Origin of the sequence: Paenibacillus melissococcoides (genome assembly GCA_944800085.1) — a bacterium.
GTDB classification, from domain to species: Bacteria; Bacillota; Bacilli; order Paenibacillales; family Paenibacillaceae; genus Paenibacillus_B; species Paenibacillus_B melissococcoides.
Genome location: CALYLO010000019.1, coordinates 1 through 19,791 on the forward strand (window position 1 = coordinate 1; position 19,791 = coordinate 19,791).

General features: G+C 47.1%; 31 protein-coding genes and 2 pseudogenes. 2 read left to right on the forward strand and 31 right to left on the reverse strand.

All coding sequences use genetic code 11. The features are described from left to right. From OCY70_RS34625 to OCY70_RS34700, 16 genes and pseudogenes are all read right to left on the reverse strand, one after another. Nucleotides 1-214 (reverse strand): DUF3277 family protein (locus OCY70_RS34625; protein WP_261948959.1); only part of this gene is annotated, 214 nt, incomplete at its 3' end. A gap of 75 nt (nt 215-289) precedes the next feature. After that, nucleotides 290-1,243, reverse strand: a complete 954-nt coding sequence (locus OCY70_RS34630) for a DUF3383 domain-containing protein (RefSeq protein ID WP_261948960.1) — start codon at nt 1,241-1,243, stop codon at nt 290-292. Nucleotides 1,244-1,248: 5 nt separating this feature from the next. Next, nucleotides 1,249-1,722 (reverse strand): phage neck terminator protein, encoded by a 474-nt coding sequence (locus OCY70_RS34635; protein WP_213430766.1) that lies wholly within the window; start codon nt 1,720-1,722, stop codon nt 1,249-1,251. Then, nucleotides 1,700-2,065, reverse strand: a complete 366-nt coding sequence (locus tag OCY70_RS34640) for a hypothetical protein (protein WP_213430765.1) — start codon at nt 2,063-2,065, stop codon at nt 1,700-1,702. Before OCY70_RS34640 ends, OCY70_RS34635 begins: the two co-directional genes overlap by 23 nt. Then, nucleotides 2,062-2,577 (reverse strand): hypothetical protein, encoded by a 516-nt coding sequence (locus OCY70_RS34645; protein WP_213430764.1) that lies wholly within the window; start codon nt 2,575-2,577, stop codon nt 2,062-2,064. Before OCY70_RS34645 ends, OCY70_RS34640 begins: the two co-directional genes overlap by 4 nt. Next, entirely contained in the window at nt 2,577-3,137 is a 561-nt protein-coding gene (locus OCY70_RS34650) for a phage gp6-like head-tail connector protein (protein WP_213430763.1), read from the reverse strand. Before OCY70_RS34650 ends, OCY70_RS34645 begins: the two co-directional genes overlap by 1 nt. A 221-nt stretch (nt 3,138-3,358) precedes the next feature. Then, nucleotides 3,359-3,919: a phage major capsid protein gene (locus tag OCY70_RS34655; RefSeq protein WP_261948961.1), complete on the reverse strand. Its 561-nt coding sequence runs from the start codon at nt 3,917-3,919 to the stop codon at nt 3,359-3,361. After that, nucleotides 3,840-4,361: a phage major capsid protein gene (locus tag OCY70_RS34660; RefSeq protein WP_261948962.1), complete on the reverse strand. Its 522-nt coding sequence runs from the start codon at nt 4,359-4,361 to the stop codon at nt 3,840-3,842. Before OCY70_RS34660 ends, OCY70_RS34655 begins: the two co-directional genes overlap by 80 nt. 11 nt (nt 4,362-4,372) lie before the next feature. After that, entirely contained in the window at nt 4,373-4,573 is a 201-nt protein-coding gene (locus OCY70_RS34665; RefSeq protein WP_261948963.1) for a hypothetical protein, read from the reverse strand. Between the two features lie 41 nt (nt 4,574-4,614). Next, a complete protein-coding gene (locus OCY70_RS34670; protein WP_213430760.1) occupies nt 4,615-5,208 on the reverse strand; it encodes an HK97 family phage prohead protease in 594 nt (197 codons plus the stop codon). A 14-nt stretch (nt 5,209-5,222) separates the two neighbouring features. Next, complete coding sequence (locus OCY70_RS34675) at nt 5,223-5,678, reverse strand: phage portal protein (RefSeq protein WP_261948964.1); 456 nt, start codon at nt 5,676-5,678, stop codon at nt 5,223-5,225. Nucleotides 5,679-6,205: 527 nt separating this feature from the next. Next, nucleotides 6,206-6,445, reverse strand: a complete 240-nt coding sequence (locus tag OCY70_RS34680; protein ID WP_261948965.1) for a hypothetical protein — start codon at nt 6,443-6,445, stop codon at nt 6,206-6,208. Between the two features lie 87 nt (nt 6,446-6,532). Continuing rightward, a pseudogene (locus OCY70_RS34685) lies at nt 6,533-8,243 on the reverse strand (terminase large subunit). A gap of 30 nt (nt 8,244-8,273) precedes the next feature. Then, nucleotides 8,274-8,729: pseudogene (locus OCY70_RS34690) on the reverse strand (phage terminase small subunit P27 family); the annotation flags it as partial. Between the two features lie 543 nt (nt 8,730-9,272). Then, nucleotides 9,273-9,428 carry a hypothetical protein gene (locus OCY70_RS34695; protein WP_213430757.1) on the reverse strand — a complete coding sequence of 52 codons (156 nt, stop codon included), beginning with the start codon at nt 9,426-9,428 and terminating at the stop codon, nt 9,273-9,275. After that, nucleotides 9,403-9,666, reverse strand: a complete 264-nt coding sequence (locus OCY70_RS34700; protein ID WP_261948966.1) for an HNH endonuclease signature motif containing protein — start codon at nt 9,664-9,666, stop codon at nt 9,403-9,405. The genes OCY70_RS34695 and OCY70_RS34700 overlap by 26 nt, the downstream gene beginning before the upstream one ends. A gap of 703 nt (nt 9,667-10,369) precedes the next feature. Between OCY70_RS34700 and OCY70_RS34705 the strand changes: the two genes are divergently transcribed. Both OCY70_RS34705 and OCY70_RS34710 read left to right on the forward strand, forming a co-directional pair. After that, a complete protein-coding gene (locus tag OCY70_RS34705; protein ID WP_213430755.1) occupies nt 10,370-10,573 on the forward strand; it encodes a type II toxin-antitoxin system HicA family toxin in 204 nt (67 codons plus the stop codon). 31 nt (nt 10,574-10,604) lie between these two features. Next, nucleotides 10,605-11,018: a type II toxin-antitoxin system HicB family antitoxin gene (locus OCY70_RS34710; protein WP_213430754.1), complete on the forward strand. Its 414-nt coding sequence runs from the start codon at nt 10,605-10,607 to the stop codon at nt 11,016-11,018. Nucleotides 11,019-11,081: 63 nt separating this feature from the next. Here OCY70_RS34710 and OCY70_RS34715 read toward each other — a convergent pair whose 3' ends face one another. From OCY70_RS34715 to OCY70_RS34785, 15 genes are all read right to left on the reverse strand, one after another. Then, a complete protein-coding gene (locus tag OCY70_RS34715) occupies nt 11,082-11,474 on the reverse strand; it encodes a hypothetical protein (RefSeq protein WP_261948775.1) in 393 nt (130 codons plus the stop codon). A 516-nt stretch (nt 11,475-11,990) separates the two neighbouring features. Then, entirely contained in the window at nt 11,991-12,695 is a 705-nt protein-coding gene (locus OCY70_RS34720) for an ArpU family phage packaging/lysis transcriptional regulator (RefSeq protein WP_249725665.1), read from the reverse strand. 102 nt (nt 12,696-12,797) lie between these two features. After that, nucleotides 12,798-12,986, reverse strand: coding sequence for a hypothetical protein (locus OCY70_RS34725; protein ID WP_213431292.1), 189 nt, complete (start codon nt 12,984-12,986; stop codon nt 12,798-12,800). Between the two features lie 129 nt (nt 12,987-13,115). Then, entirely contained in the window at nt 13,116-13,436 is a 321-nt protein-coding gene (locus OCY70_RS34730; RefSeq protein ID WP_213431291.1) for a hypothetical protein, read from the reverse strand. Between the two features lies 1 nt (nt 13,437). Continuing rightward, a complete protein-coding gene (locus OCY70_RS34735; protein ID WP_213431290.1) occupies nt 13,438-13,941 on the reverse strand; it encodes a hypothetical protein in 504 nt (167 codons plus the stop codon). A gap of 118 nt (nt 13,942-14,059) precedes the next feature. Beyond that, nucleotides 14,060-14,683, reverse strand: a complete 624-nt coding sequence (locus tag OCY70_RS34740; RefSeq protein ID WP_213431289.1) for a hypothetical protein — start codon at nt 14,681-14,683, stop codon at nt 14,060-14,062. A 155-nt stretch (nt 14,684-14,838) separates the two neighbouring features. Beyond that, nucleotides 14,839-15,222 (reverse strand): hypothetical protein, encoded by a 384-nt coding sequence (locus tag OCY70_RS34745; protein ID WP_213431288.1) that lies wholly within the window; start codon nt 15,220-15,222, stop codon nt 14,839-14,841. Then, nucleotides 15,182-16,462: a replicative DNA helicase gene (locus OCY70_RS34750; protein ID WP_261945399.1), complete on the reverse strand. Its 1,281-nt coding sequence runs from the start codon at nt 16,460-16,462 to the stop codon at nt 15,182-15,184. Before OCY70_RS34750 ends, OCY70_RS34745 begins: the two co-directional genes overlap by 41 nt. Beyond that, a complete protein-coding gene (locus OCY70_RS34755) occupies nt 16,416-16,706 on the reverse strand; it encodes a hypothetical protein (protein WP_213431286.1) in 291 nt (96 codons plus the stop codon). The genes OCY70_RS34750 and OCY70_RS34755 overlap by 47 nt, the downstream gene beginning before the upstream one ends. A gap of 3 nt (nt 16,707-16,709) precedes the next feature. After that, on the reverse strand, nt 16,710-17,501 hold the full coding sequence (locus OCY70_RS34760) for a hypothetical protein (RefSeq protein WP_213431493.1): 792 nt from the start codon (nt 17,499-17,501) through the stop codon (nt 16,710-16,712). 66 nt (nt 17,502-17,567) lie between these two features. Beyond that, nucleotides 17,568-17,843, reverse strand: a complete 276-nt coding sequence (locus OCY70_RS34765; protein WP_249725695.1) for a pyruvate-formate lyase-activating enzyme — start codon at nt 17,841-17,843, stop codon at nt 17,568-17,570. Continuing rightward, a complete protein-coding gene (locus OCY70_RS34770; protein WP_261945016.1) occupies nt 17,840-18,190 on the reverse strand; it encodes a hypothetical protein in 351 nt (116 codons plus the stop codon). Before OCY70_RS34770 ends, OCY70_RS34765 begins: the two co-directional genes overlap by 4 nt. 94 nt (nt 18,191-18,284) lie before the next feature. Next, entirely contained in the window at nt 18,285-18,647 is a 363-nt protein-coding gene (locus tag OCY70_RS34775) for a helix-turn-helix domain-containing protein (protein WP_213428390.1), read from the reverse strand. 34 nt (nt 18,648-18,681) lie between these two features. Beyond that, a complete protein-coding gene (locus OCY70_RS34780; protein WP_213428389.1) occupies nt 18,682-19,098 on the reverse strand; it encodes a hypothetical protein in 417 nt (138 codons plus the stop codon). Between the two features lie 124 nt (nt 19,099-19,222). Further along, nucleotides 19,223-19,765, reverse strand: coding sequence for a hypothetical protein (locus OCY70_RS34785; RefSeq protein WP_213428388.1), 543 nt, complete (start codon nt 19,763-19,765; stop codon nt 19,223-19,225). Nucleotides 19,766-19,791 lie beyond the last annotated feature (26 nt).

Here is a 19,791-nt window from a genome sequence, read left to right on the forward strand (position 1 = left end):
CTGAAGGAGAAGTTTGCTGAAGTGTAATCGTAATGGTCCCTAGTGGGTTGTTCACTTCGGACACAACCACATCTCCCTGTGCTCCAACCGATGCCGCGAAGTTGTCCTCGTCCTTCTCGCCTTCAACCATAGACCCCTCGGCAAAGCCGGTAATAAATGTCCCATCGACCGTGACTGTGACATCCATTGCATCATAATTCGTTGATGCTGCCATCTATCCTCACCTCACCCTTAAAATTTGATAGAGCCTTTTATTTTCACACTGTGTACCGCTCCGGCCAGTTCAAACTCAAAAGAACCCTCGTTGTATTCCCGCGTTGCCGAATGTCCGCCGGATCTCTTCGCGCTTTTTAAAATACACCGAATACAATGGCAATCCATTCTCGTCCGCCGCGATGATCCCGTTGTTGAAAGCATCCTTCAGTACGCTTGTGCATTGTCCTTCAATAAGAGCAATGCCCGCGTCCGTGAATGGGATTTTCGGCGTATTGTTGAGCAACTGCTGTAGCTGATACTCCATATTAAATTTCACGTAATCCTTGGCGTGGATGATATCAATGTATACCCCCGTGGATGTCTTGCCCTCACTTGTCCCGCCACGCCCGGCCTTTCGAACATATGCCACGGCTCCGGCGTCGTGGATTTCTTGAAGCTCCGTGGCTGAAATTTCAAGAGGGCTCAATCCTTTGATCTCTTTAAACTTCCATGTCACGGAACCAACGGGAGCCGCCGCAACTGCGCCAATCCATCCGGCCTCCGGGTAGGCATTGGCGCAGTTGTGATAGAATACAACGGTCCGCTCCATGGCTGCCGCCTGGATCGCCTTGGCGTCCTCGATATTGTCCGTCCGGGTGAAAAACATCTTCGAGCCATCCAATTCGATGACATCTGCGATCTTCAACACCTCTTCCCGGGCGTTGCTGGTACATATCAGAAAATACCAATCTTTATCGAGCAGCTTGGCGAGGTGGTCTGCAAAATACTGTTCTTCTTCGTTTGCCGTATCTCGGCATGCAATTGCGATTTTATCCGGCCGCTTGTCACCCTGAGCAAAGATCGACTTTGCGGCCAGATATTCCGGGGAAGTCTCCTGGAAGTCCTTCAGGACCGCATCCAACTCGTAATAATACTTGAAATCATGCCCCTTCGCCTTGGCGCCATAAATCAACGGCGTACCAAAGCCCAGCCGCCCAATCGGCTGGACAAGGTCAATAGTAACCGTTACATCCTTCAGTGCGCTCATCCGCCTCACTCCTTCATTTTGATTTTTTCGATCATGTCTTCGTCATATTCGATTACATCCACCATTCGCAGATGCACATCGAAGCCTATCCTGCGCTCGTAATCATAAGTAAGCAGCGTGTCACGCGCTGTCGTTGCTTCCAACTTGACGACGACAATGCCTGCATCCTTTAGCAGGTTGCGCCCGATACCCTGAAACCAGTCCCGAGCCTGTCCTGATATCCGGTAACCGTCTTGACTCGACTTTGCATAGCAGGTAATGGAGATGGTTACCCTAGCCAGTTTTTCGATCCTGTGCCTATCCTCGCGGATTGAATGAACACCATATGGCGACTGATCAACGTATGGCGCAACGAAAGTGAATCCGATGAATGGGTATGGAGGTTGCGGCACCGCCTGATCCTGCATTTGAACCGTCACCCCAAGATAGTTACGCAGCGGCCCCACGAAGGCGGTTTTAATCTGTTGATGGTCTATCAAATAAACTCACCCGCTTCAGCACGTAACGATTGATCGCCGTATACTCGGCGTAATCGTTTTTATCATGCACTTTGTACTTGAGCCCTCCATGTAGCACCTCCGTTTGTAAGGGGAGCTCGCGCTTCGTATACAGGTGTCTATCCTCTTCGGTGTACATGCCCCCTGATTGGATCACGGTGCGTTGCGGAAGGGCCACAATTGCCCCGTAGTCCGTGACCGTTTCCGACTCACCGCCGGGAATCCAATCCCCCGTGGATTGATCCAAGTGCCACTCCGTCTTCACAATCACCTGAAAAGGCTTCGAAAAGCGACGTAACAGCCCTTCAAACTGCCTTGGATTCATTGCATATGCACCTCGTATTCCAACGTGTCCATCAGCTTCTTTTCGTCTATCAGAGGATGATTCCCGCCCTTCAGCTTTTGCGTTAACTCCGAATTGGGCACGAAGGATCCTTTTTCAATGTGCGCCTGAATGTGCTTTTTGAGTTCCTTTGCTGCCCGCTCCAAAGCCCGCTCTGGCGTGATTGTGCCGGCCAAAGCTTGCCCGACAAGAGACTGCATAAGCCTCGCAAGCGCCCCTTCGTATGCGTCATATCCCGCACGTAAAAACGGCCGCTCAGGAATAGAAATGAAATGGGTGTCATCGCGTAGATGAACACCCATGGTAAGTAGTTTTTTTCTCATTTTGTCGGTTACCGGTATGTTAGCGCCGTACTCGTTAAATATCGCCTTGAGCACCTGTTCGCGGTCGCCTATCCAACCAACCTCGGCACGGGATCGCGAGAGTCTTTCCGCTTGCTGCTTATGCTTTCGAAATTGCTTCTTGTCCTCTTTTACCTTGAGTCGGATTCGCATCAGTACCACCGCCCAACATATGGGGAGATAAGCGCAGTTACTACAGGCGGCATGTCCTTTTCCGTCTGTTGTTGAGCATAGGTAACGGACATTTCCCCTAACTGCTCTTTCTGGATACCGACCGGGATGAATTGACGTTCATGAAGCGACTGAGCATACATCATACAAGCAAGCTCCAACGTTTCAGGCAATGTTCGCGGTTCCTCTTCCTTAGCATCTCCAGGCAATACATACCCACCAATATAGGTAACGGACAGATTGTGCTCGCCGCTAGGCCATCCATATGACCGATACAACCTTCCATCACCGACACTTTCGTAATCGGTAATATCACCGCCGCGAGAGGTTATGGACTCCACCTTGTGAATGGGATAGTTTCGCAAATTGATATACGGGGAACTGTCATACCCACTCAGGATCTCCGTGTAGGCCTGTTTACGAAAGGAGCGCCGGCAGTAATTTTCTATGCCTTGACTGGCGACCATCAAATATAATAGCAATTCATCGTCATTGGCTACATCGCCCATATGGCTCTTAAATCGTTCCAAGGTGCAAAGCATGGCTTATCCCCCTTTGCCAAGCTCTTCCCTAAGCTTTTTGATTTCCTGATCCACATAGGATTTATCAACCAATTCAATAGCCTTTCCATCTTTAGTTATCTTGCCGTCCTTGGTTTATCGCCAGTTCCCCGCCTATATATAAAATATCGCCGGTTGAATAGTTTTTGGTCATGTACCCCATGATGATTGCCCCTTTCCGGGAGGGCAAGCCCTCCCCTTATTTATTCGCTGACTGGTACATCGGTCAAGATAACAATTGCATCCTCGTTTGCCGGCTTTCCGTCGAATCGCTGAATCACGCGGGTAAGTGTTGTGTCATTTTCAAATGCATCGCCGCCCACGTCCGTCGTCTTAGCTTCTAACGACTTTCTATCGAAGAAATAGTAGCCGACCTCGAAATTGCCGAATGCAATCTTTGTCTTTCCGTTTTCATTCTTGATGTCGTCAAAGATCTCAACCTGGAAGCCGAACAGCGTAAATACATCCGCCTTCGTTGGATCAGGCACAAGGACACTTTTACCATCCGAATACTTAATGTCTGCAAGCGTCTCGGTGGCCGACGTGTTCATTACAAACTTAGCACCTGCACGATACGAAGCATCGACCATGTTTTTAAGCTTGCGGAGTGTTTTCACGTCAACCTCTGCAGGGCATTTCAGTGTACGATATTGCGTCGAAGTGAAGATGCCTTCGCAGTCGTCCTCACCGCCTGGGCCGTAGAAAACTTCGGCGTTTTTCGGTGTTAAGTGAAATCTCGCTGTACCAGTCCCGCAACTCCTCATCAATGCTTACAGCACTATCGGCCATAAGTTCGTTCGTCACCTCAAAAATACCGGCATACTTACGAACCTTATAGTTAATCTCACTGTATTGCGGCGTGTCCATTTCGTCAATTTTGGTCTTTTCTCCAACCTTCTTCATACGCATGTCTGTGCCGCGACGCTTCGGCCGGCTACCCGAAAGAGTGCCCACTGTCTTGACTCCAACTAGATTACGAACGGATCGCTTCGTCTTTTTCTGCTTGATAATATCGAACGAAATATCTTCCGGTACGAGAATGCCCCCACTTGCCTTCTCACCTTCCGACATCGAGCGAGCTTGAGTTTTCATTTCCTTCAGCGCTCGTTGTTCATCATCCGTCAGCTCTGCGTCTTTTCCCGTACTTGATGTACTTCTGGAATGCGCTGCGATACTCTTTTTTAATATCGAAAGATCGCTCATCATCGGCTTTTGGTTCATCGATAGGTGTAGTTTTTTCCGCCGGTGTCTGTTGCTCGCAACTCTTCATGTAGGTCAATTTGCTTTCGTAGTTCTTTGGCGGCATCCGCAGCAGCCCGGGCTTCCTCCAACTTCCCGCCATTCGTCAGGTTGCGGGCTTCATCCAACTTTGCCGCCAGTTTTCTGGCGTAACTCGCGTTCTTTTTCGTCCATTTCAATTCCTCGCTTTCTGATTTTGGGTATAAAAAAAATCGGCCCTTTAGATCCCCAAAAGGTCGATTTCAAGAAGTAACTTTTCTTGTTCTTGTTTCCTGCGTAGCTCATTTTGGTAACATTCCAAACTGCGGTTGGATACTAGCGATTCAGCTTGCACATAAGCCGCGTATGTGACGACACTAACATCAAAAACACGTTTTATTTTACGAATGGTTCGATTGTACAATCCTGATTTTTCGTCATAAATCCACTCGTCACCGTCATTCTCATAGTCGATCCTGAATGCGAAGCTTGACTGGTTGATATCGCCCCGCTTCATCACCTTGATAAGGTCGCTTGCGTATGTTGTATCTGGCGGATCAACCTCATATCGCAGCCCGAAGTCATCAACGGCCAGTCTCAAGGTGCCGGATGTTGTTCGCCCGAGGACTTTGCCGCTCTCATGGTCAATCAGACAGCGGACGTCGGACATGTCTGCCTCATTAATGGCCTTGGGATCTATCCGTTCGACAAATCCGCCAAGGTCCTGCGACCAAACATTGAACCGCAACCCGTATCCAACGATTCGCGGAGCTGATTCTTCATTATCTGCTCTTAATTCAACCTTGTTCGTCAGCATCCGGCGTTCCTTTTCCATCGTCCTCACCATCTTCACCTCCCCCCCTCTGTATCTTCGCTGTTCTTTATTCCTGCTTTCATGAGCTGGTACTGTTCTAAAATATCAAGTGTTGTGTAGTTCAAACTCATATAATGCTTGTCGCCTATAGGGCCGATGCCGTCTTCATCTTCCAATTCCAGCACCTTATTTATTGAATAAGGCCCGATCTGGATCATGTTCTTATAAAATTCTGCCCGACTCTTCGAATCGCCTCGCAGCTCACTGGTTACGTTGAACTTCGTATAATAAACCCGCCGTTCTGTACCAGTGAATAGCTTCCAGTCAATTTCCTGCTCCCAATTCGCAAAGATAGGCTGGAGAGTGCTTTTTACATACTCCAGGGAGAGGTTTTCCATATTGCTATATTTAGTGTCCGTAATCCCTAATTTGTAAGGCGGCACCTTATATATCTTGGCAACCTCTTTTATCCCTAATTGGGCCGGTCTCAATGAATTGAGCATCCGCCAATGGCATACCTAAGCTTTGATAGTCGAAGCCTGCATCCAATATCGCAATACGATGAGCATTAGTCAGCCCGGAATTCGCCTTCTGCATTCGTCTCGAACAACTTCCCGGGCAGGCTTATCAAGCGGCTTCGGAGTTTTGAGAATGCCCCTCGTCGTTGTCCCGCTGCTGTAAAAGCTGCCGATGAATTTTTTCTGTGCTTGCTGTACACCAATTTCCTCCCGGATGACTTGTATTGGAGTGATCCCCTGAGCCCCGACTTACTGATCGACTTGAAATGCAGTACATCCCAATGCGGCAACTTTCTCGTTTCTCCATTCGGCAAGGTTGTAATGTACCATACTTGTCCGGTTTGGGGATCAACGTGAACATCAGTTTTCGACGGGTTAAGGGGCCACAACGCCTTGGGCATGCCATTATATGGGCCGCTTGTATGCCACTCAATGTTGGCATATCCATTTCCCCAGGCCACAAACATGTACCATCATTAGTTCCTTGAAGATGTAAGCCGTCATGTATGGGTTGGGCCTGCTGCCAAGCAGTTCAGCGACGGGTGACTGCTATCCTTTTCGCGCCCGCCCTTCTTTTTCCGGTAGACATGGATCGGAAGTTTGCCGATATCACCGCCCAGGATGCTTGCACAGGTATAAACATTACTATTCATTAGGGCCGATTCGCTGGTGACACGCTCGCCGCTGGCCGTTTTCTTTCCCCCAAACAGGTCCAAAAACCATGACTTGGGATTCTTCAAGTCCGATGTATCTTCTGAACGTCTGTGAAGGAATTGAAACCAGCCCATACGAAAGAATCTATTTCGCCGCAATTCTTCACCCCCTCCCTAGAACGAGAAATCTTCACTTAATACATGCTTGTTCAAATCTTGCTCGTTACCCGAAATGTATACTCTGACATGTGCATTTATTAATGCGGCTGCCGGGTCGATACGTTCAACACTCTTTGCTTTGTCCAGCATTATATTATCCTGTGCATCCACTTTAACAATTGCGTTTGCCATCGCCCAACCAAGTACAGGATCGTTTTCATGAATGACCTGCCCCATGTAGACGCGCTCCTGAAATTTTGGTCGGAGCGTTCAGCGTTTTAATGCCCTGCCTAATCTCGATCATTACAAATCCTGCGTTTGCCATTGCCGTAGAGAATTGCGTTGCATTGTATGGGTCATAACATATTTCTTTGATGTTCCAGCCTCGCCGCTCTGCTTCTTGTGGGATATAGGCCATTACAAAGTCATAATCAACTACCGCGCCAGGCGTCACCGTTAGCCACCCTTCCTTTATCCATAGGTCATATGGCATCTTGTCCGACTGTTTACGTTCAGCCAGCTTTTCCTCTGGAATAAATGAGTGACTAAAGACGGCTAGACGTCCGTCCGGCAATTCTATGTCAAAGCTGCAACTGGTTAGGTCAGTTGTACGTGACAAATCGATTCCAACAACCGCATCTAGTCCGTTAGTGTCCGGCATCGGATTGTCCTTCGTGGTACCGCATGCTTTCCACTTGCCCATGTCCATGTAGCCGGATTAGTTTGGCGTCTACCCATACGTTCATGTTCTTAATTTTTGAACGCGACCATCTTTTCAGGATCTGCCAAGCGCCATTTTCAACTCGCTTCGCAGCATCTTGAGTCCAGCCGGGTAGCTTGCGACAATAGGGTTTGCTTTAATCCAGTTGCGTTCATCGGTAATGTCGTCATCTTCGTCCAACTCATTGACCATAGCAAAGTATTCGTCATTTTCTAGGTCAACATTTGGATCGAGCAGCTTTGATACAAAGTTGTACTCTATTCGATAACATGGATGGTTCAGATTTCGTCCCGCGGTCGTGATAATCATGAGTAACGGCTCTTCGCGGGCTATCATACCGGATGCTAAGACGTCGTAAAACTCCGTGGTTTTGTGTAGGTGATATTCATCCACAATCCCACATTGTACGTTTGTCCCGTCACCTTCTTTGCCATCCTCTTTCGAGAGAGCTTCCATAAAGGATTCTGATTTAAGGTGCTGGATCTGCCCGTTAGCTATCTTGATGGTTCCTCGTCTAATGAGTTCAGAGCAACCTTTTAGCATTGCGGCAGCTTCGTTCCAAACAATCTTGGATTGCTTCTTTTTCGTGGCAGCACAATAAACCTCGGAGGCATATTCCCCGAAGGCGATGGTTTCATATGATCCAACGCAGGCCAGTGACTGCGACTTGGCATTTTTTCGCGCTACCTGCCAGTAGGCTTTATTAAACCGCCGATATCCAGTATCGCGATGCACCCAACCGTAGATATTTCCGAATACAAACTTCTGTATGATATGCGGTTCAATATGCTGCCTTGCTAACGCGCCTTTACGGTGTTTGAAAAGCCGCATCCAGTCCAAAAAACGCTCCGCGTACTCTTCGACAAAGACATAGGGAAAATCGCCTGTATCTTGTCGTTCAAGGTCGCGCAGGAACCGCCTACACGCCTGTTTATGCTTCTTGCACGCTACTATTTCACCGCTTATGACTTGCTCGGAATACGAAACTAGCTCATCAAGAATCATATATCCACCGAAACGATCCGTCACCGGATCAGATTCTTTGGGCTTCTCGTCTTTAAGAGCTATTTTTGTTCTGTCATAAACGGTTAAACCGAACTTACTTTCATATGCTTGGAGTAGCTTGATGGTAGAATTCAAGGCCGTTAGCGCCGGATTCGTGACGTAGGTTATACCTCCGCGCGAATTTTCATTTACTAACGTATATCCCTTTTCCTCCACTTCGGTTCGAAGCTCCAGCATTCGGGCATGTAAGTCACAATATTGAGCAAGTCCATTTACATCTAAATTCGTCAGCAATTCGGTTTCTTCAAGCTGCTTTACCAAGTCTCGGAACATTTTTTTTGCCTTATCATTCAGCCAAGCAGGCGCTCGGATGCGATCCCTTCTTAAGCGGCTGCTTATTTTCTGTTCCTTGTCCTGTCGCTCAAACTTCTGCTTTTTCGTCAGATGTCCTTTTATCAAATGCAGCGGTTTCGGATTCCTCCCCATCGTCACGTCACCTCCTTGCGTACCCTAAATTTGATTTCAGGAAATTTTCGTGCGCTTGAGGGGGCAGCGCTCAACGCCTCATAGCCTCACGTTTTTGACCCTAGGGGGGCGTCATCGGAACCACGACGGACTGTATCAATCGCGGTTGGTCCCCCACACCTAGGACACCTCAAGCCATCTCGTACCTTGTGACTTCGTTCGACGTAACCACAATCCTTATCCAAGCAATAGTGAGTCGTGAGTTTTGTTTCACAATGTCCCTCCTTCCTATAACGCTCGTCTGCTTTCCTCCCGCTTTTCAGTAGCTCCTATCAAGTCAGTAACCCCTATCCTTCCATCACTACATGAATGCATCCCTATTAAGCCAACACTACCACCCCATTCTTTAGGTAGTGGCTCACCCATCGTTATGTTCACCAACGCAATCATGACATCAGGTACATGTACATTCTTTTCAACAACGCCGCACTGCCTGCACTTATATAACAAGGATCCCGAACTCAACCCCTAATCCCTCCATCCCCTCGAATAAAGAAGCTCCATTCAAAGCGCGTATGATGCTATGAGCAAGGCTGTGATCGCTGTTATTCTAGCTGCCCGCCCATAATTACGGGCATCTATTTGTTTTTCCAAATAGCGAGCATTGATTAATATAAGGATCACAATCGAAACCTTAATAGCAATCGTTGTATAGTCCATGACCGAAACCTCCGTCCTCTTTGGCCGTCTTCCTATCATGACATCGCTTGTTCATTGGTTGGTGGTTCTCTGGGTCCCAGAACAAGTTGTAATTGCCCTTGTGTGGTTTAATATGGTCCACTACATCAGCAGCCAAAGGAACCTCTTTCCCTTTGCATTCATCACATACACATAGCGGATGCAGGGCGAGGTACTGTTCCCGGTATTTTCGCCAGCGCCGTCCGTATAGTTTTGGCATATGAGCGGCTTGGCATCGCTTGTGAAGCTGCTGCCTTGTGCTTCTCGCAGCAGCGTTCTGTCGTCAACTCCGGGCACCCCGGCTTGCTGCAGGGTCGCTTAGGCTTGGGCGGCATCTTCATCCCTCCAACATCTCAGCGGTATCAGGCATGTTTGTGCCACTCCATCCCACTTGCCCCACGCGCAGCGCCGACACTTGTCTGGCTGTTCCCGCTCCGATGCACAATCAGGACAGTTCAGCTTTTCAAAGAATCGGATCTTCTGCTTCTCTTCATCTTCTCCCCTGAATATCTCAGTACGGTACTTCGTGTGTCCGCAAGCGTGTGTTATTTTGACACAACGCTGCAGCCTGTCATGTCTCTCTGCCATGTCTGCGTTCACCCCGGTTCCTTGGTGGTTCCGTTTCTCGATATGCTGTTACTCGTACAAGCCATTTAAGAAACTTCATACTCCCATTCCTTTCTATGCATAATAAAAAGCCGCTGAATAATCAGCGACCACGGAATCATGTAATGCTTGTAAAACGTATTCTCATATATAAGTGGCTTTTGTATGGGGTGAAAATCACCGTCTACTTATATGTGGCGATCGCACGACAAAAACACGGTTCCCGCTTCCACCACGACAACACGTGTAAAAACATTTGTTTTATTCTTTACACGTGTAATAACATGTGTTATAATATAATCAGAAAGGAGGTAAACATGGTCAACCTTGATAAAGCGTACTCATCAAGAGAAATAATCAAAATCCTAAAATCAGATGGTTGGGTACATAAGAATACAGAAGGTGACCACTGGCACTTTGTCCATCCAACCAAAAAGGGAAAGGTTTCTGTACCTCATCCCAAGAAAGATCTAAAACGGAGAACGACAAAAAGCATCTTCGAGCAGGCGGGGCTGATTTAAGCCCTGCCTCTCCCAAGGAGGTTAATCATATATGAGTAAGTACATTTATCCCGCTGTGTTCCGCCCAGGCGAGCCAGACGAAGGCGGATATACCGTGACGTTCCCTGACTTGCCGGGCTGCATTACCGAAGGTGATACCCTCGACGAAGCCTTGCATATGGCGAAGGATGCCCTTGGTGGACACCTTTACTTGATGGAAGAGGATGAAGACGATATCCCGCAGCCATCGAAGCCGGACTCTATCCAATTAGAAGCCGGTACATTTGTGTCTCTTATCCAAGTGAATACCGATTTCGTCCGCGAGCGTATCCGCAACAAGGCCATTAATAAGACACTCACAATTCCAAAATGGCTAAACGATGCTGCTGCCGAGGAAGGGATCAACTTCTCCCAGACACTTCAAGATGCATTGAAGGAGAAACTTGGTGTTAAGGACTTCTCTTAATGAGGAGTCCTTTTGATTGCAACAAAAAAAACACCCTCTCAGGTGCTTAATTCATTACTATATTCAGCCGCTTACTTTCCCTTGCTGGAACAAGTCGTATTTGCTTATGAAGTCTGTCCAGTACGACTCATCACCAACGACTGATTGGTCGTGCATCCAGATACGTCTTGAGTCACTTTCAACCTTAGTTACGTTTCCGAGATTTACTATTATTTCATCTGACACCGCAACGAATCTAGGATCATTCCTCACGTACATCATTGTCATTTCTTCATCCGGAATTAGTTGAAATAATCCCATGCTGGTTACAGCCATTAGAGCGCCGTCCACATTGATTAGATCCTCTATAATCTTGCCTGCAATCTCGCAAGGCTCCCCATCTTTAGAAATGGCCAACGTGTACTCCTTATTTGTTACATGGTCTTTATAGCGTGCCATTAGCTCTTGCTCTGTCATCCCCGGCATGATCTCACCTCTGATTACTAGATAGTATCAGTATAACCAAGAATGAAAGAGTTAGCACTTTGATTTGAGGCATATCCCGCTCCATCAAGCAACCACCAGAGCGGGTACATACCGACCAGGATTGCCCAATCCTTCCACAACCGTCAGATTGACGGATTAGGTTATCCCTTCCATGCCTACATATCGGCGTTTCCGCTGCGGCCTCTTTGTTGTGGCTCGATAATGTAGGGCTTACTGATCACCGCTGATTATGGGGGCTCAGTCGGCCAGCCTTTGCATACCGCATACTATGAGTACACGGCCCGGCGGACTCCGAGAACAAAGCTCCTTCAAAAGATGCTGTCCGTTTAATGGACATCATCAATTTGGGCACCCTTGTTTTAACCTCGCGCACGTCCGCACGGGCAGCGCCTTTACGCTACTGCCATAATACAATCATACAGGCTTTTTCTCCTAATGAACTGCAAGATATCTGCAAAATATCTGCAAAAAGTCTGCAATGATTTTTTACGGCTCCTTATAGACTTCCAACCGAAGCGCGAAAGCAAGCCGGTGCATTGCTTTGGACTTGGCGAGGTAATAGCTCCGCTCTGGCATTCCCATTTCGACATATACGTTAATGTCCGTTACTCCCTCATCGGTCAGATAACGCTGTTCTATGATTTCACGTTGTGTGTCTGACAACTGCCCTACGGCCCGCATAACTTGCTCGTACTCCCGCTGCAGCTTTTCCTCCCGGTCTACGTTGTATGTGGATAGGTCGCCTGTCTGGTCGCTTGTTACATTGGTGTTGCTTCGCGGCATGTCGCTGTATGTGGCCGTTACCTTGGCCTCGCGACGAATAAAGCCAAACCGCTTATAGAGCATTGCCGACTCCAACCGTTCCTCTACTCTTCTCCAAGTCTCATTTTCATCAAGAGTGAACATAGCGAGTTGTCCCATGCTCCCCTTTTCCGTTCCTTCCCGCTCCCTATTCGGCCCACTTTTAATCTTTATCTCCTCTCCGCCCGCACATTCCATGCATTGAAAATCATGCGGAGACTGGTTCCCAAACGTATACTTTGTTGCAGGTTTGCCGCATGCACACCACAGGCGAGAAACATTGTCACGTAACTGCTTTGTCCCGCCTTCTTGAGTCTCGTATGTGATCGGGCCATGTCCCATTTCTGGAATGGCGGACGTAATGACACGATCATTTTTCATCTCGTTCATTTATCCTCTTCCTTCCCATGGTAATGTTTATTGATTGTTACGAAGTTGAATCCATTCGTCAGGAATGCAATGGCCAGAATAATCAAAGGCCACTTCAACCATTCATACATCCCTTAGGCCCTCCAATTCTTTCATCTTGTCATACCACCAGTTCTTTACCTTCCTGTTCAGCGATCTTTGTTGTTGTGTATCTATAGCTCCATGTTCCTTCATCTGCTTTATAGCCAGCAACCAATAGTCTGAGTAATTGCCGATAACTTCACTATTCTTATAGACAGGTCCATTACTCATCCCCTGTACCTCCTGCGGTAAGGCATAAAGCGAACGGGCCAATATAAAATGCATGTTGTCGTCTTGCGCCGAACCCAAGCATCCAGTATCCGATGATCCAACGGAGAAGATTAAAATCAAACTCTACTTTCATGTCCGTTTCACTTCCTCCCGTATCAACTCTATGTCGGCCCCGAATCGCTTTTTAATCGCATTCACGAAGCCTTCCAATTCATCAAATGACCAATTTTCTTCTTCACGACTATTGATTGACTCCCATTTAACGCGGGTGCCTCTGCGGTTGGGTTTCGCCCACGAGACTGGTTTCATGCCGTTGTTCAGCATTTGTAGCCAAGCGGACATCTTCAAAGCAGAGTATTGCAAATCATCAAGTGCGACCTTATCCGTCATCGAGGAAAACCGCATTTCACCGCTCATCCGCACTAAATTTAACTCTCCTGTTGCGCCCATCTTATTCACCCTTCCCCTCAATAGCCCAATCAAAATTCGTCATTCTAAGCTCGTTCTCATCGTATCTCTTTCGGGCCTCCGTGATTCTGGCCTTTATCTCATCCACTCGTTCTTGTGCCCAATTCAAGTCCGATTCAAGTTCCATGATTTCATCAGTTATGCGGCCTTCTTCTTCCTCCAACGAGGCGAACTGTTTACTTTTCTGCTCCATCTTTTGACAATGATCGCACAGGTCCAAACCTTCTAAGGATTTCATTTCTTCTGCCGGCCGCTTCTCTCCGCATCCTTCGCACTCTTTTGGTTCAACGGCTTGTTGCCTCTTTATCCGTTCGCGTTCGTGATACTCACGGTACCACTCCCGCCACTCTGGGTTTTCTGTCAATCGGCCCCGACACTTAAAACAAACTGCAAATGTGATCCCTGGTAATTTGATCGACTTGGTTTTATTGCTGATAAATCCGCAGTGTGTGCATTTATATTGCTTCGGTACTACTACCCTAGCCATTGGCTTTCCCTCCGTCCTTTTGACTCAAGAATATTTCAGGAATAATTCACGTCGTTTTTGACAAGGAGGGCGAAATATAACCCTCCCCGCCACTGCCCACAAAATTGTGGTGAGTAATTTATCCATTCACTAGGCGATCAGCAATATAGAAGTTCCCCCATTGATCCCGCTCCGGGAGCAGCGTCTTAATATCCTGATATTCGCCCGTAGCAAGCCGTACAGCCAATTTTTGACCGCACTTGCGACAGCGGATCTCTATCTCGCCCCCACGGATATAATCACTTCCCTTATCCCGGCAATTCGGATTTTTACACCAGTACCGGCAGCGGTAGTGCGGCACCCCGTTCTTATACTTGATCCCGGTCTTCCACCATTCTGGCTCGTCTGCTGGAGCCGCTACAGCTTCCCCAATCGAAACACTAAGCGTGCGTTCCGAATGAAGCAGAGGCGGCTTGCTGACTTCTATCGAATCCCCGGCCGGCTCTTGTGGTTCGCTCCTTAGAACCGGCGCTGTCCTCGGCTTCGCCTCTGCCTTTTGCAGCAGAACATCAGGTTCCCGCCGGACTGCCTTCGCCTTTGATGTTGTTGGCTCCGCTCCCCCGGCCGCTCGCCCTGGCACTAGGCTGCTGAATATTCGCATGAACCCGCGAATCAGGGCCGACTTGTGCTCATGGCTCGCGTCCTCCATTTCAATCTGTCCGCTGGCTGCTCCGTTTTGAACATTTACTTTTATCCGACTCATTCAATACCCCACCTTTTCACGAATATATGTTCGATTCGATGCATGTGCGTATGCGCGCTCTACGGCCTCGTAGAGCCTCTTTGATGTCTGGATGATAATTTATACTAGATTGGATTTTAAATCGCTAGGATGCCCGCTCTCGTTAGCGTGGGCATTCATGTGTGGCTCTCACGCTCCCTACCTCTCTCAATGCTTGCCCGGAGCTGGTTGCAAAGGTCATCGTATTTTTGCATGGCCGCCTTATACTTGGGGTGATCTTTGCCTATGTCTTCTATGAACTCGGCCCCCTTAATAATTCTTTCCGATAGTCGATCTTGGAGATAATCAACCAATTGGCCGAACATGTCATAGAAATGGCGGTATACATCGTCAATTTCCTCGGCAGTACATGAATCGCTCATGAACCTTCGGTAAGCTGCTTCATCTATTTCGCCAAGTTGAAATCCAAGATTCACCTGACGGCTGAACATTTCCTGATAACGATTAATCAACTCCAACCTATCGGGTAATTTCGTAGATTCGTTGGCAGCTTCGGTCATATAACAACTCCACCGTTCCTAATTTTCCGTTTCTTTGCTTGGTAAAGTTCACTTCAAGAATGCTCTTCTTCTCCGTGTCACGATTGTAATACTCATCCCGGTACAACATTGCGATCACATCAGCAGATGTTTCAATCCCCGTACTGCCCGCAAGGTCTGCATTACCTGGCCGCTTATCCTGCCGATCATCTACGCCCCGGACTACCTGAGACAAGCCCATAACGTGACAATCGCATTCTTTTGCTGCTGCCCGCAGCTTGCGGCACACCCGAGCCAATGCGCTGCCGCCATTATCGTTCTGTTCCCCTCGTTCTTTAACATCCTGCAAGTAGTCGACGACAACGAAGTCTAGCCCTTGAGTTCGTTTAAGCCTGCGCATCGAATCGACAATATAATCAGCGCTAACACCGCGTGTGTCGTCTACATAGATGCTCTTTAGCTCGTCTTTCTTCTTCATCATCGTTTCGTAATGATTCCGGGCAAGTCGCCCAGTTCTGAACTGTTCGAAATTGACTTGCATGATACTGCTCATGAACCGGTTATAAAGCTGTCTTTTCATCATCTCTAGCGAGAAGATTCCGCACTTGTAACCACTTGCATTCAGGCGCTTAACTATCTCCAAAGTAAAGGCAGTCTTACCCATGCTCGTTCTTGCCCCTATGACCGAAAAGTATTGTCTATGAAATCCTGTTGTTATTGAATCAAGCGGCTGCAGCCCTGTCATAAGTCCGTACGCCTTGGAAGGATCATCGACTATGGTCATCATATACTCTGCCCACTCATCTACATCCTTCGCCGGGTCATGCATGCCGCTGCTCTCGCTCGTCTCAAGCATGAACACCTTGCTTTGTATGTCCCTTAGAATCTCGTCGCTGTCCTCACCATCTTGCACCTTCATGTATGTTTCATGCGCCAGATTAGTGATGTTCTCGGCCAGCTTCTCCTTCTTCAATTGGCGAATAAGCATGGGCACGCGGTTTTCGTTAAAGAAGGTTTTTCGCAACTCATGTAATATCGGAATTTGCTCAGTCTCACATTGGTTCACAATCCCTTTGAATGTCAGCCCTTCACTATCATGAACCTGCAGCAAGATCCGATAAAGCCATGCGTATTCTTGGAACAAATCAGCTGTTAAAACATGCCTGTTTGCTTCAAAGAGTGTTGGGTCCGTAAGAAAACCACCAAGCAACTCCTCATGCGGTTGTGTTTCTCTCGCGTTGCTTTCTGTGTAGCTGCTCAAGGTACTCCCTCTCTTCCTTACTTAGTTCAACCTTATCGATCTTTGTTTCGACTCTCTTAACCAAGTCAGCAGGCCGCGGCATGTATTCTGATTGCTGTAGGCACTCAATAAGAGCCTTCTTTGCAACTTCATAATCCATGTGCCCTATCACTTCGTGCCACGCTTCGAGCTTATTTCGTGTAATGTCTATAGCGTAAAATTCCCCGATTCTCTCGAGCAGCGCATTCACTTCTGTGAGCTTCAATCCTTACTGCCCCCTTTCAAGAGCTTGGAGTTCTTCCGGACTTAACCGCCCTCTTGCTCTTGGTTGTTGATTATTCATCCTCTGCAACTTCTGCTTGGCTTCCTCATCAGTTGCCCCTCTTAATATTCCGAAGGTATAATCCTCTTTCGCTTTACTCAATTTCTCACTGCCCATATGTGTCTTTATTGCATATTCAACTCGGATAGGAGAATAGCGGGCGAACTGCTCGTAAACTTTTATGAATATTCCATCGCTTAATTTCTTCCCTTTCCTCATGTTCGCTATAAACTCAAAATAGCTGTCGATGAGTTCTAGCAATTCCGGGTTGTAGCGGGAGCGGAAATTTTCAATTTGCGCGGATATATTATTATTCTTTTCATTCTTATCATTCTTGTTTATATCCAACGACTGTTTCCCGACTGTTACTTTCATGTCATCATCAGCCTGATAAATGTCCCATGATACAAGGGAAATCATTGTATATTTCCTGTTACCCGAATCGACCGTTATCATGCCCTCTTTCTCGAGCCACTCCAGGACCGATGAGACAGTTTTAACGTTGGGTTCCTTCCATATGCCGCGCTCATACCAACCAACACCCTTGGCAATGTTTCTGAGGGATGTCATATGTTGCCCAGGGAAAACTTTGACCCTGTTTCCGTCCCTCATCGGGATCTCGTTTTCGTGATGGTTAACCATGTATTTCAGGTATTGCCATATCCGGTGATAGAGAGGGGGCATTGACCAAATATCACTTTCAAGCTCCTGCCTGTAATCTTTAATCCACCCCGCCATTCAATCACCTTCTGTCCCAGTTAGATTTAAGTAGAACCCTATTCACTTTATCCTCCAAAGGCAGCTTCAAATAAGCGCTCCATTGCGCTCTCGTCCTTGTCCAGGATGCGATACACGATCTGAGTGAGCATAGAAGTCGTAACATTCCTCTTTATCAACGCCTTGCAAGGCAGAATAGAGCCCGTTTGCAAGAGACTCAAGATCCCCCTTTAGCGGGAAGGCTCGCCAATTGAATCCAAGGTGATGATACTTGCCCTGGAACTCTGCTGTATCCCGCTTCGGATATGGGTTCATGAAGTAGAGAAGCTCAATTGTTTTTGCCCGCTCCAGTCCCGCCGTCATTTCGAGGTTCCCCCTTCATCGGCAGTCGAGAGAAGGGCTGCTTCCTGAGATTTCATTATTTTCCTTAGATAGAAATACCCTTTAACAAAACCATTTACGAAGTATTCCTCGTGTTCAAAACTAGCGAGATTGTTTATCTTGTCCTCTAGATCAAAAGATTGCTCTCCAATATCTTTGTCCACTAAATTAGAGAGATTATCTAAAGCTGAATACAGTTCAGCCTTCGCTTCTGCAACGGCTGGACATGTTCTTCCTTCTACCTTTCCTACATCTCGAAACATTGCTGTAGCGATTTCTCGAATCAACATTTCAGTTTCAAAATCTATAATTACCGAATTATTCCCCATTATCGACACTCTCCCGTATGGGTTCCCCTTGCACAACATGAAATGATTATGTATAATGTTGCGCAAAGGGATACCTTGATTATTGTTCGTCGCCTTAACGTCCCGCCAAAGACAGGTTAAGGTGATTTTTATTTTGTGCTGGAAGCACGCCAATATAGATATGATCAATAGAAATCCTATACAGTTCGCACAATTTTCTGAATGTAGGGTAATGCATTTTTCGGTTATCTTCCTCGTATTTTTCGATACTGCTTACCGAAATGCCGGTCTTCTCTGATACCTGCTTGTAACTCAGGCCCACGTTTTGACGCGCTTCGCGGAATGTTATCTTGCCTTTCGGAATGATTCTCGCCCACTCTTTCAATTCCGCTTCCAGTTCTGCAATATCCCTGTCTATCGTTTCCGGAGATGTACCCAGAGCCTTCATGTCCTTTATGATCTCATCAATGGATCGCATCGTTTTTTTCTTCCTCCTCCTCGTTAATGCCTCGTCATACCATCTCTTCAGGACGACTAAGGGTAAAGTAAATATTCCCGTCATTGTCTCTATTGTCGCAAAATTTATCAAATTCCCATCCGTCATGCATGAGATCCGCCAAAGTTTTAAATCTTTCCGCGACATTCTGGCGTATATCAATAGCAAAATTCATGTACTCTTCTTCCGGGCAGATATGATTACGGAAGTCCTTGTTTGCCTCTCCCAGAACATCAGCAAGATGCAACAGGTTTTCGGCTCTTTCTTTAAAGTCGGTAGAGTTGATTGTCTCACCTTTTTTCGAAGCAATTATTGCCTGTTCAGCTGCTTTTTCGCTTTCTTTTCTGATCCCTTCAGTGGCATCTAACAAATCCTCAAAGCATAGTCCTCTTACAAGTTCAATCAACGCACGTTCTTGTTTAGTCAGTTCCATAGGTTTCATTTCTCCTTTTATTGCGCAGCTGCTTGCTGCTGATTTTTATTGCGAATATTGCGGACGATAATTGCATGCTGCATAGGGCTACGGTTGAACCAAAGGCGGGCCAACTCTTGTAAAGTCATGACTGCTCACCGTCAATATAACCTACTGTCAACACCTGCTCGCCGCCGCCCAAGACTTTTACGTTCTTAACGACTCTACCTTCCTCGATCAGTTGTTTCATGTAGTCTAGTTCTTCATAAAAATCCGGTGATAATACGTTCAACTCAATAACCTTATCTTCAAATTCCCCGGAAGTATCATCGTAGTCCTTAGCCTTTTCAATGGCTTCTTGCGGTAAAGCATCGCTGTTGAACCATGCGGCGTAATCGTCGCCCATGATGCAAATCAGAATCTGACAGTCAGTGACCTCCTTAGCAAACGAATGAAAAGCTAGGTCAAACGATAATTCAGTTTCCCCTAGAGTCACAACAAATGTGTCTCCCTCTTCTCCTCCTTCAATATAGTCTGTAGACACGTCCCCAGGGCCGGACCCGATAAAAGGATCGCTATATCTGGTCATGTTTAATTCCAAACTGCACTGTACGTTGTATTCCTTCATCACTTCAAACAAGTGCATAACTTCGCCAGCATTTGATTCTTTCAATTGAATTGTCGACATGTGAAAACCCCTTTTCCGTTTATTTG

What these genes read in the sequence shown, in the direction of transcription:
- OCY70_RS34650 (WP_213430763.1), bottom strand. Translation starts at nt 3,137, where the DNA reads ATGCTTTGCACCTTGGAACGATTTAAGAGCCATATGGGCGATGTAGCC.
- OCY70_RS34785 (WP_213428388.1), bottom strand. Translation starts at nt 19,765, where the DNA reads ATGTCGACAATTCAATTGAAAGAATCAAATGCTGGCGAAGTTATGCAC.
- OCY70_RS34725 (WP_213431292.1), bottom strand. Translation starts at nt 12,986, where the DNA reads ATGAGTAATGGACCTGTCTATAAGAATAGTGAAGTTATCGGCAATTAC.
- OCY70_RS34735 (WP_213431290.1), bottom strand. Translation starts at nt 13,941, where the DNA reads ATGGCTAGGGTAGTAGTACCGAAGCAATATAAATGCACACACTGCGGA.
- OCY70_RS34730 (WP_213431291.1), bottom strand. Translation starts at nt 13,436, where the DNA reads ATGGGCGCAACAGGAGAGTTAAATTTAGTGCGGATGAGCGGTGAAATG.
- OCY70_RS34705 (WP_213430755.1), top strand. Translation starts at nt 10,370, where the DNA reads ATGGTCAACCTTGATAAAGCGTACTCATCAAGAGAAATAATCAAAATC.
- OCY70_RS34655 (WP_261948961.1), bottom strand. Translation starts at nt 3,919, where the DNA reads ATGAGGAGTTGCGGGACTGGTACAGCGAGATTTCACTTAACACCGAAA.
- OCY70_RS34670 (WP_213430760.1), bottom strand. Translation starts at nt 5,208, where the DNA reads ATGGAAAAGGAACGCCGGATGCTGACGAACAAGGTTGAATTAAGAGCA.
- OCY70_RS34765 (WP_249725695.1), bottom strand. Translation starts at nt 17,843, where the DNA reads ATGACGGCGGGACTGGAGCGGGCAAAAACAATTGAGCTTCTCTACTTC.
- OCY70_RS34640 (WP_213430765.1), bottom strand. Translation starts at nt 2,065, where the DNA reads ATGAATCCAAGGCAGTTTGAAGGGCTGTTACGTCGCTTTTCGAAGCCT.
- OCY70_RS34700 (WP_261948966.1), bottom strand. Translation starts at nt 9,666, where the DNA reads ATGCCAAAACTATACGGACGGCGCTGGCGAAAATACCGGGAACAGTAC.
- OCY70_RS34645 (WP_213430764.1), bottom strand. Translation starts at nt 2,577, where the DNA reads ATGCGAATCCGACTCAAGGTAAAAGAGGACAAGAAGCAATTTCGAAAG.
- OCY70_RS34630 (WP_261948960.1), bottom strand. Translation starts at nt 1,243, where the DNA reads ATGAGCGCACTGAAGGATGTAACGGTTACTATTGACCTTGTCCAGCCG.
- OCY70_RS34660 (WP_261948962.1), bottom strand. Translation starts at nt 4,361, where the DNA reads ATGATGAGCGATCTTTCGATATTAAAAAAGAGTATCGCAGCGCATTCC.
- OCY70_RS34715 (WP_261948775.1), bottom strand. Translation starts at nt 11,474, where the DNA reads ATGACAGAGCAAGAGCTAATGGCACGCTATAAAGACCATGTAACAAAT.
- OCY70_RS34770 (WP_261945016.1), bottom strand. Translation starts at nt 18,190, where the DNA reads ATGGGGAATAATTCGGTAATTATAGATTTTGAAACTGAAATGTTGATT.
- OCY70_RS34695 (WP_213430757.1), bottom strand. Translation starts at nt 9,428, where the DNA reads ATGGACTATACAACGATTGCTATTAAGGTTTCGATTGTGATCCTTATA.
- OCY70_RS34720 (WP_249725665.1), bottom strand. Translation starts at nt 12,695, where the DNA reads ATGAACGAGATGAAAAATGATCGTGTCATTACGTCCGCCATTCCAGAA.
- OCY70_RS34775 (WP_213428390.1), bottom strand. Translation starts at nt 18,647, where the DNA reads ATGCGATCCATTGATGAGATCATAAAGGACATGAAGGCTCTGGGTACA.
- OCY70_RS34780 (WP_213428389.1), bottom strand. Translation starts at nt 19,098, where the DNA reads ATGGAACTGACTAAACAAGAACGTGCGTTGATTGAACTTGTAAGAGGA.
- OCY70_RS34760 (WP_213431493.1), bottom strand. Translation starts at nt 17,501, where the DNA reads ATGGCGGGGTGGATTAAAGATTACAGGCAGGAGCTTGAAAGTGATATT.
- OCY70_RS34740 (WP_213431289.1), bottom strand. Translation starts at nt 14,683, where the DNA reads ATGAGTCGGATAAAAGTAAATGTTCAAAACGGAGCAGCCAGCGGACAG.
- OCY70_RS34710 (WP_213430754.1), top strand. Translation starts at nt 10,605, where the DNA reads ATGAGTAAGTACATTTATCCCGCTGTGTTCCGCCCAGGCGAGCCAGAC.
- OCY70_RS34745 (WP_213431288.1), bottom strand. Translation starts at nt 15,222, where the DNA reads ATGACCGAAGCTGCCAACGAATCTACGAAATTACCCGATAGGTTGGAG.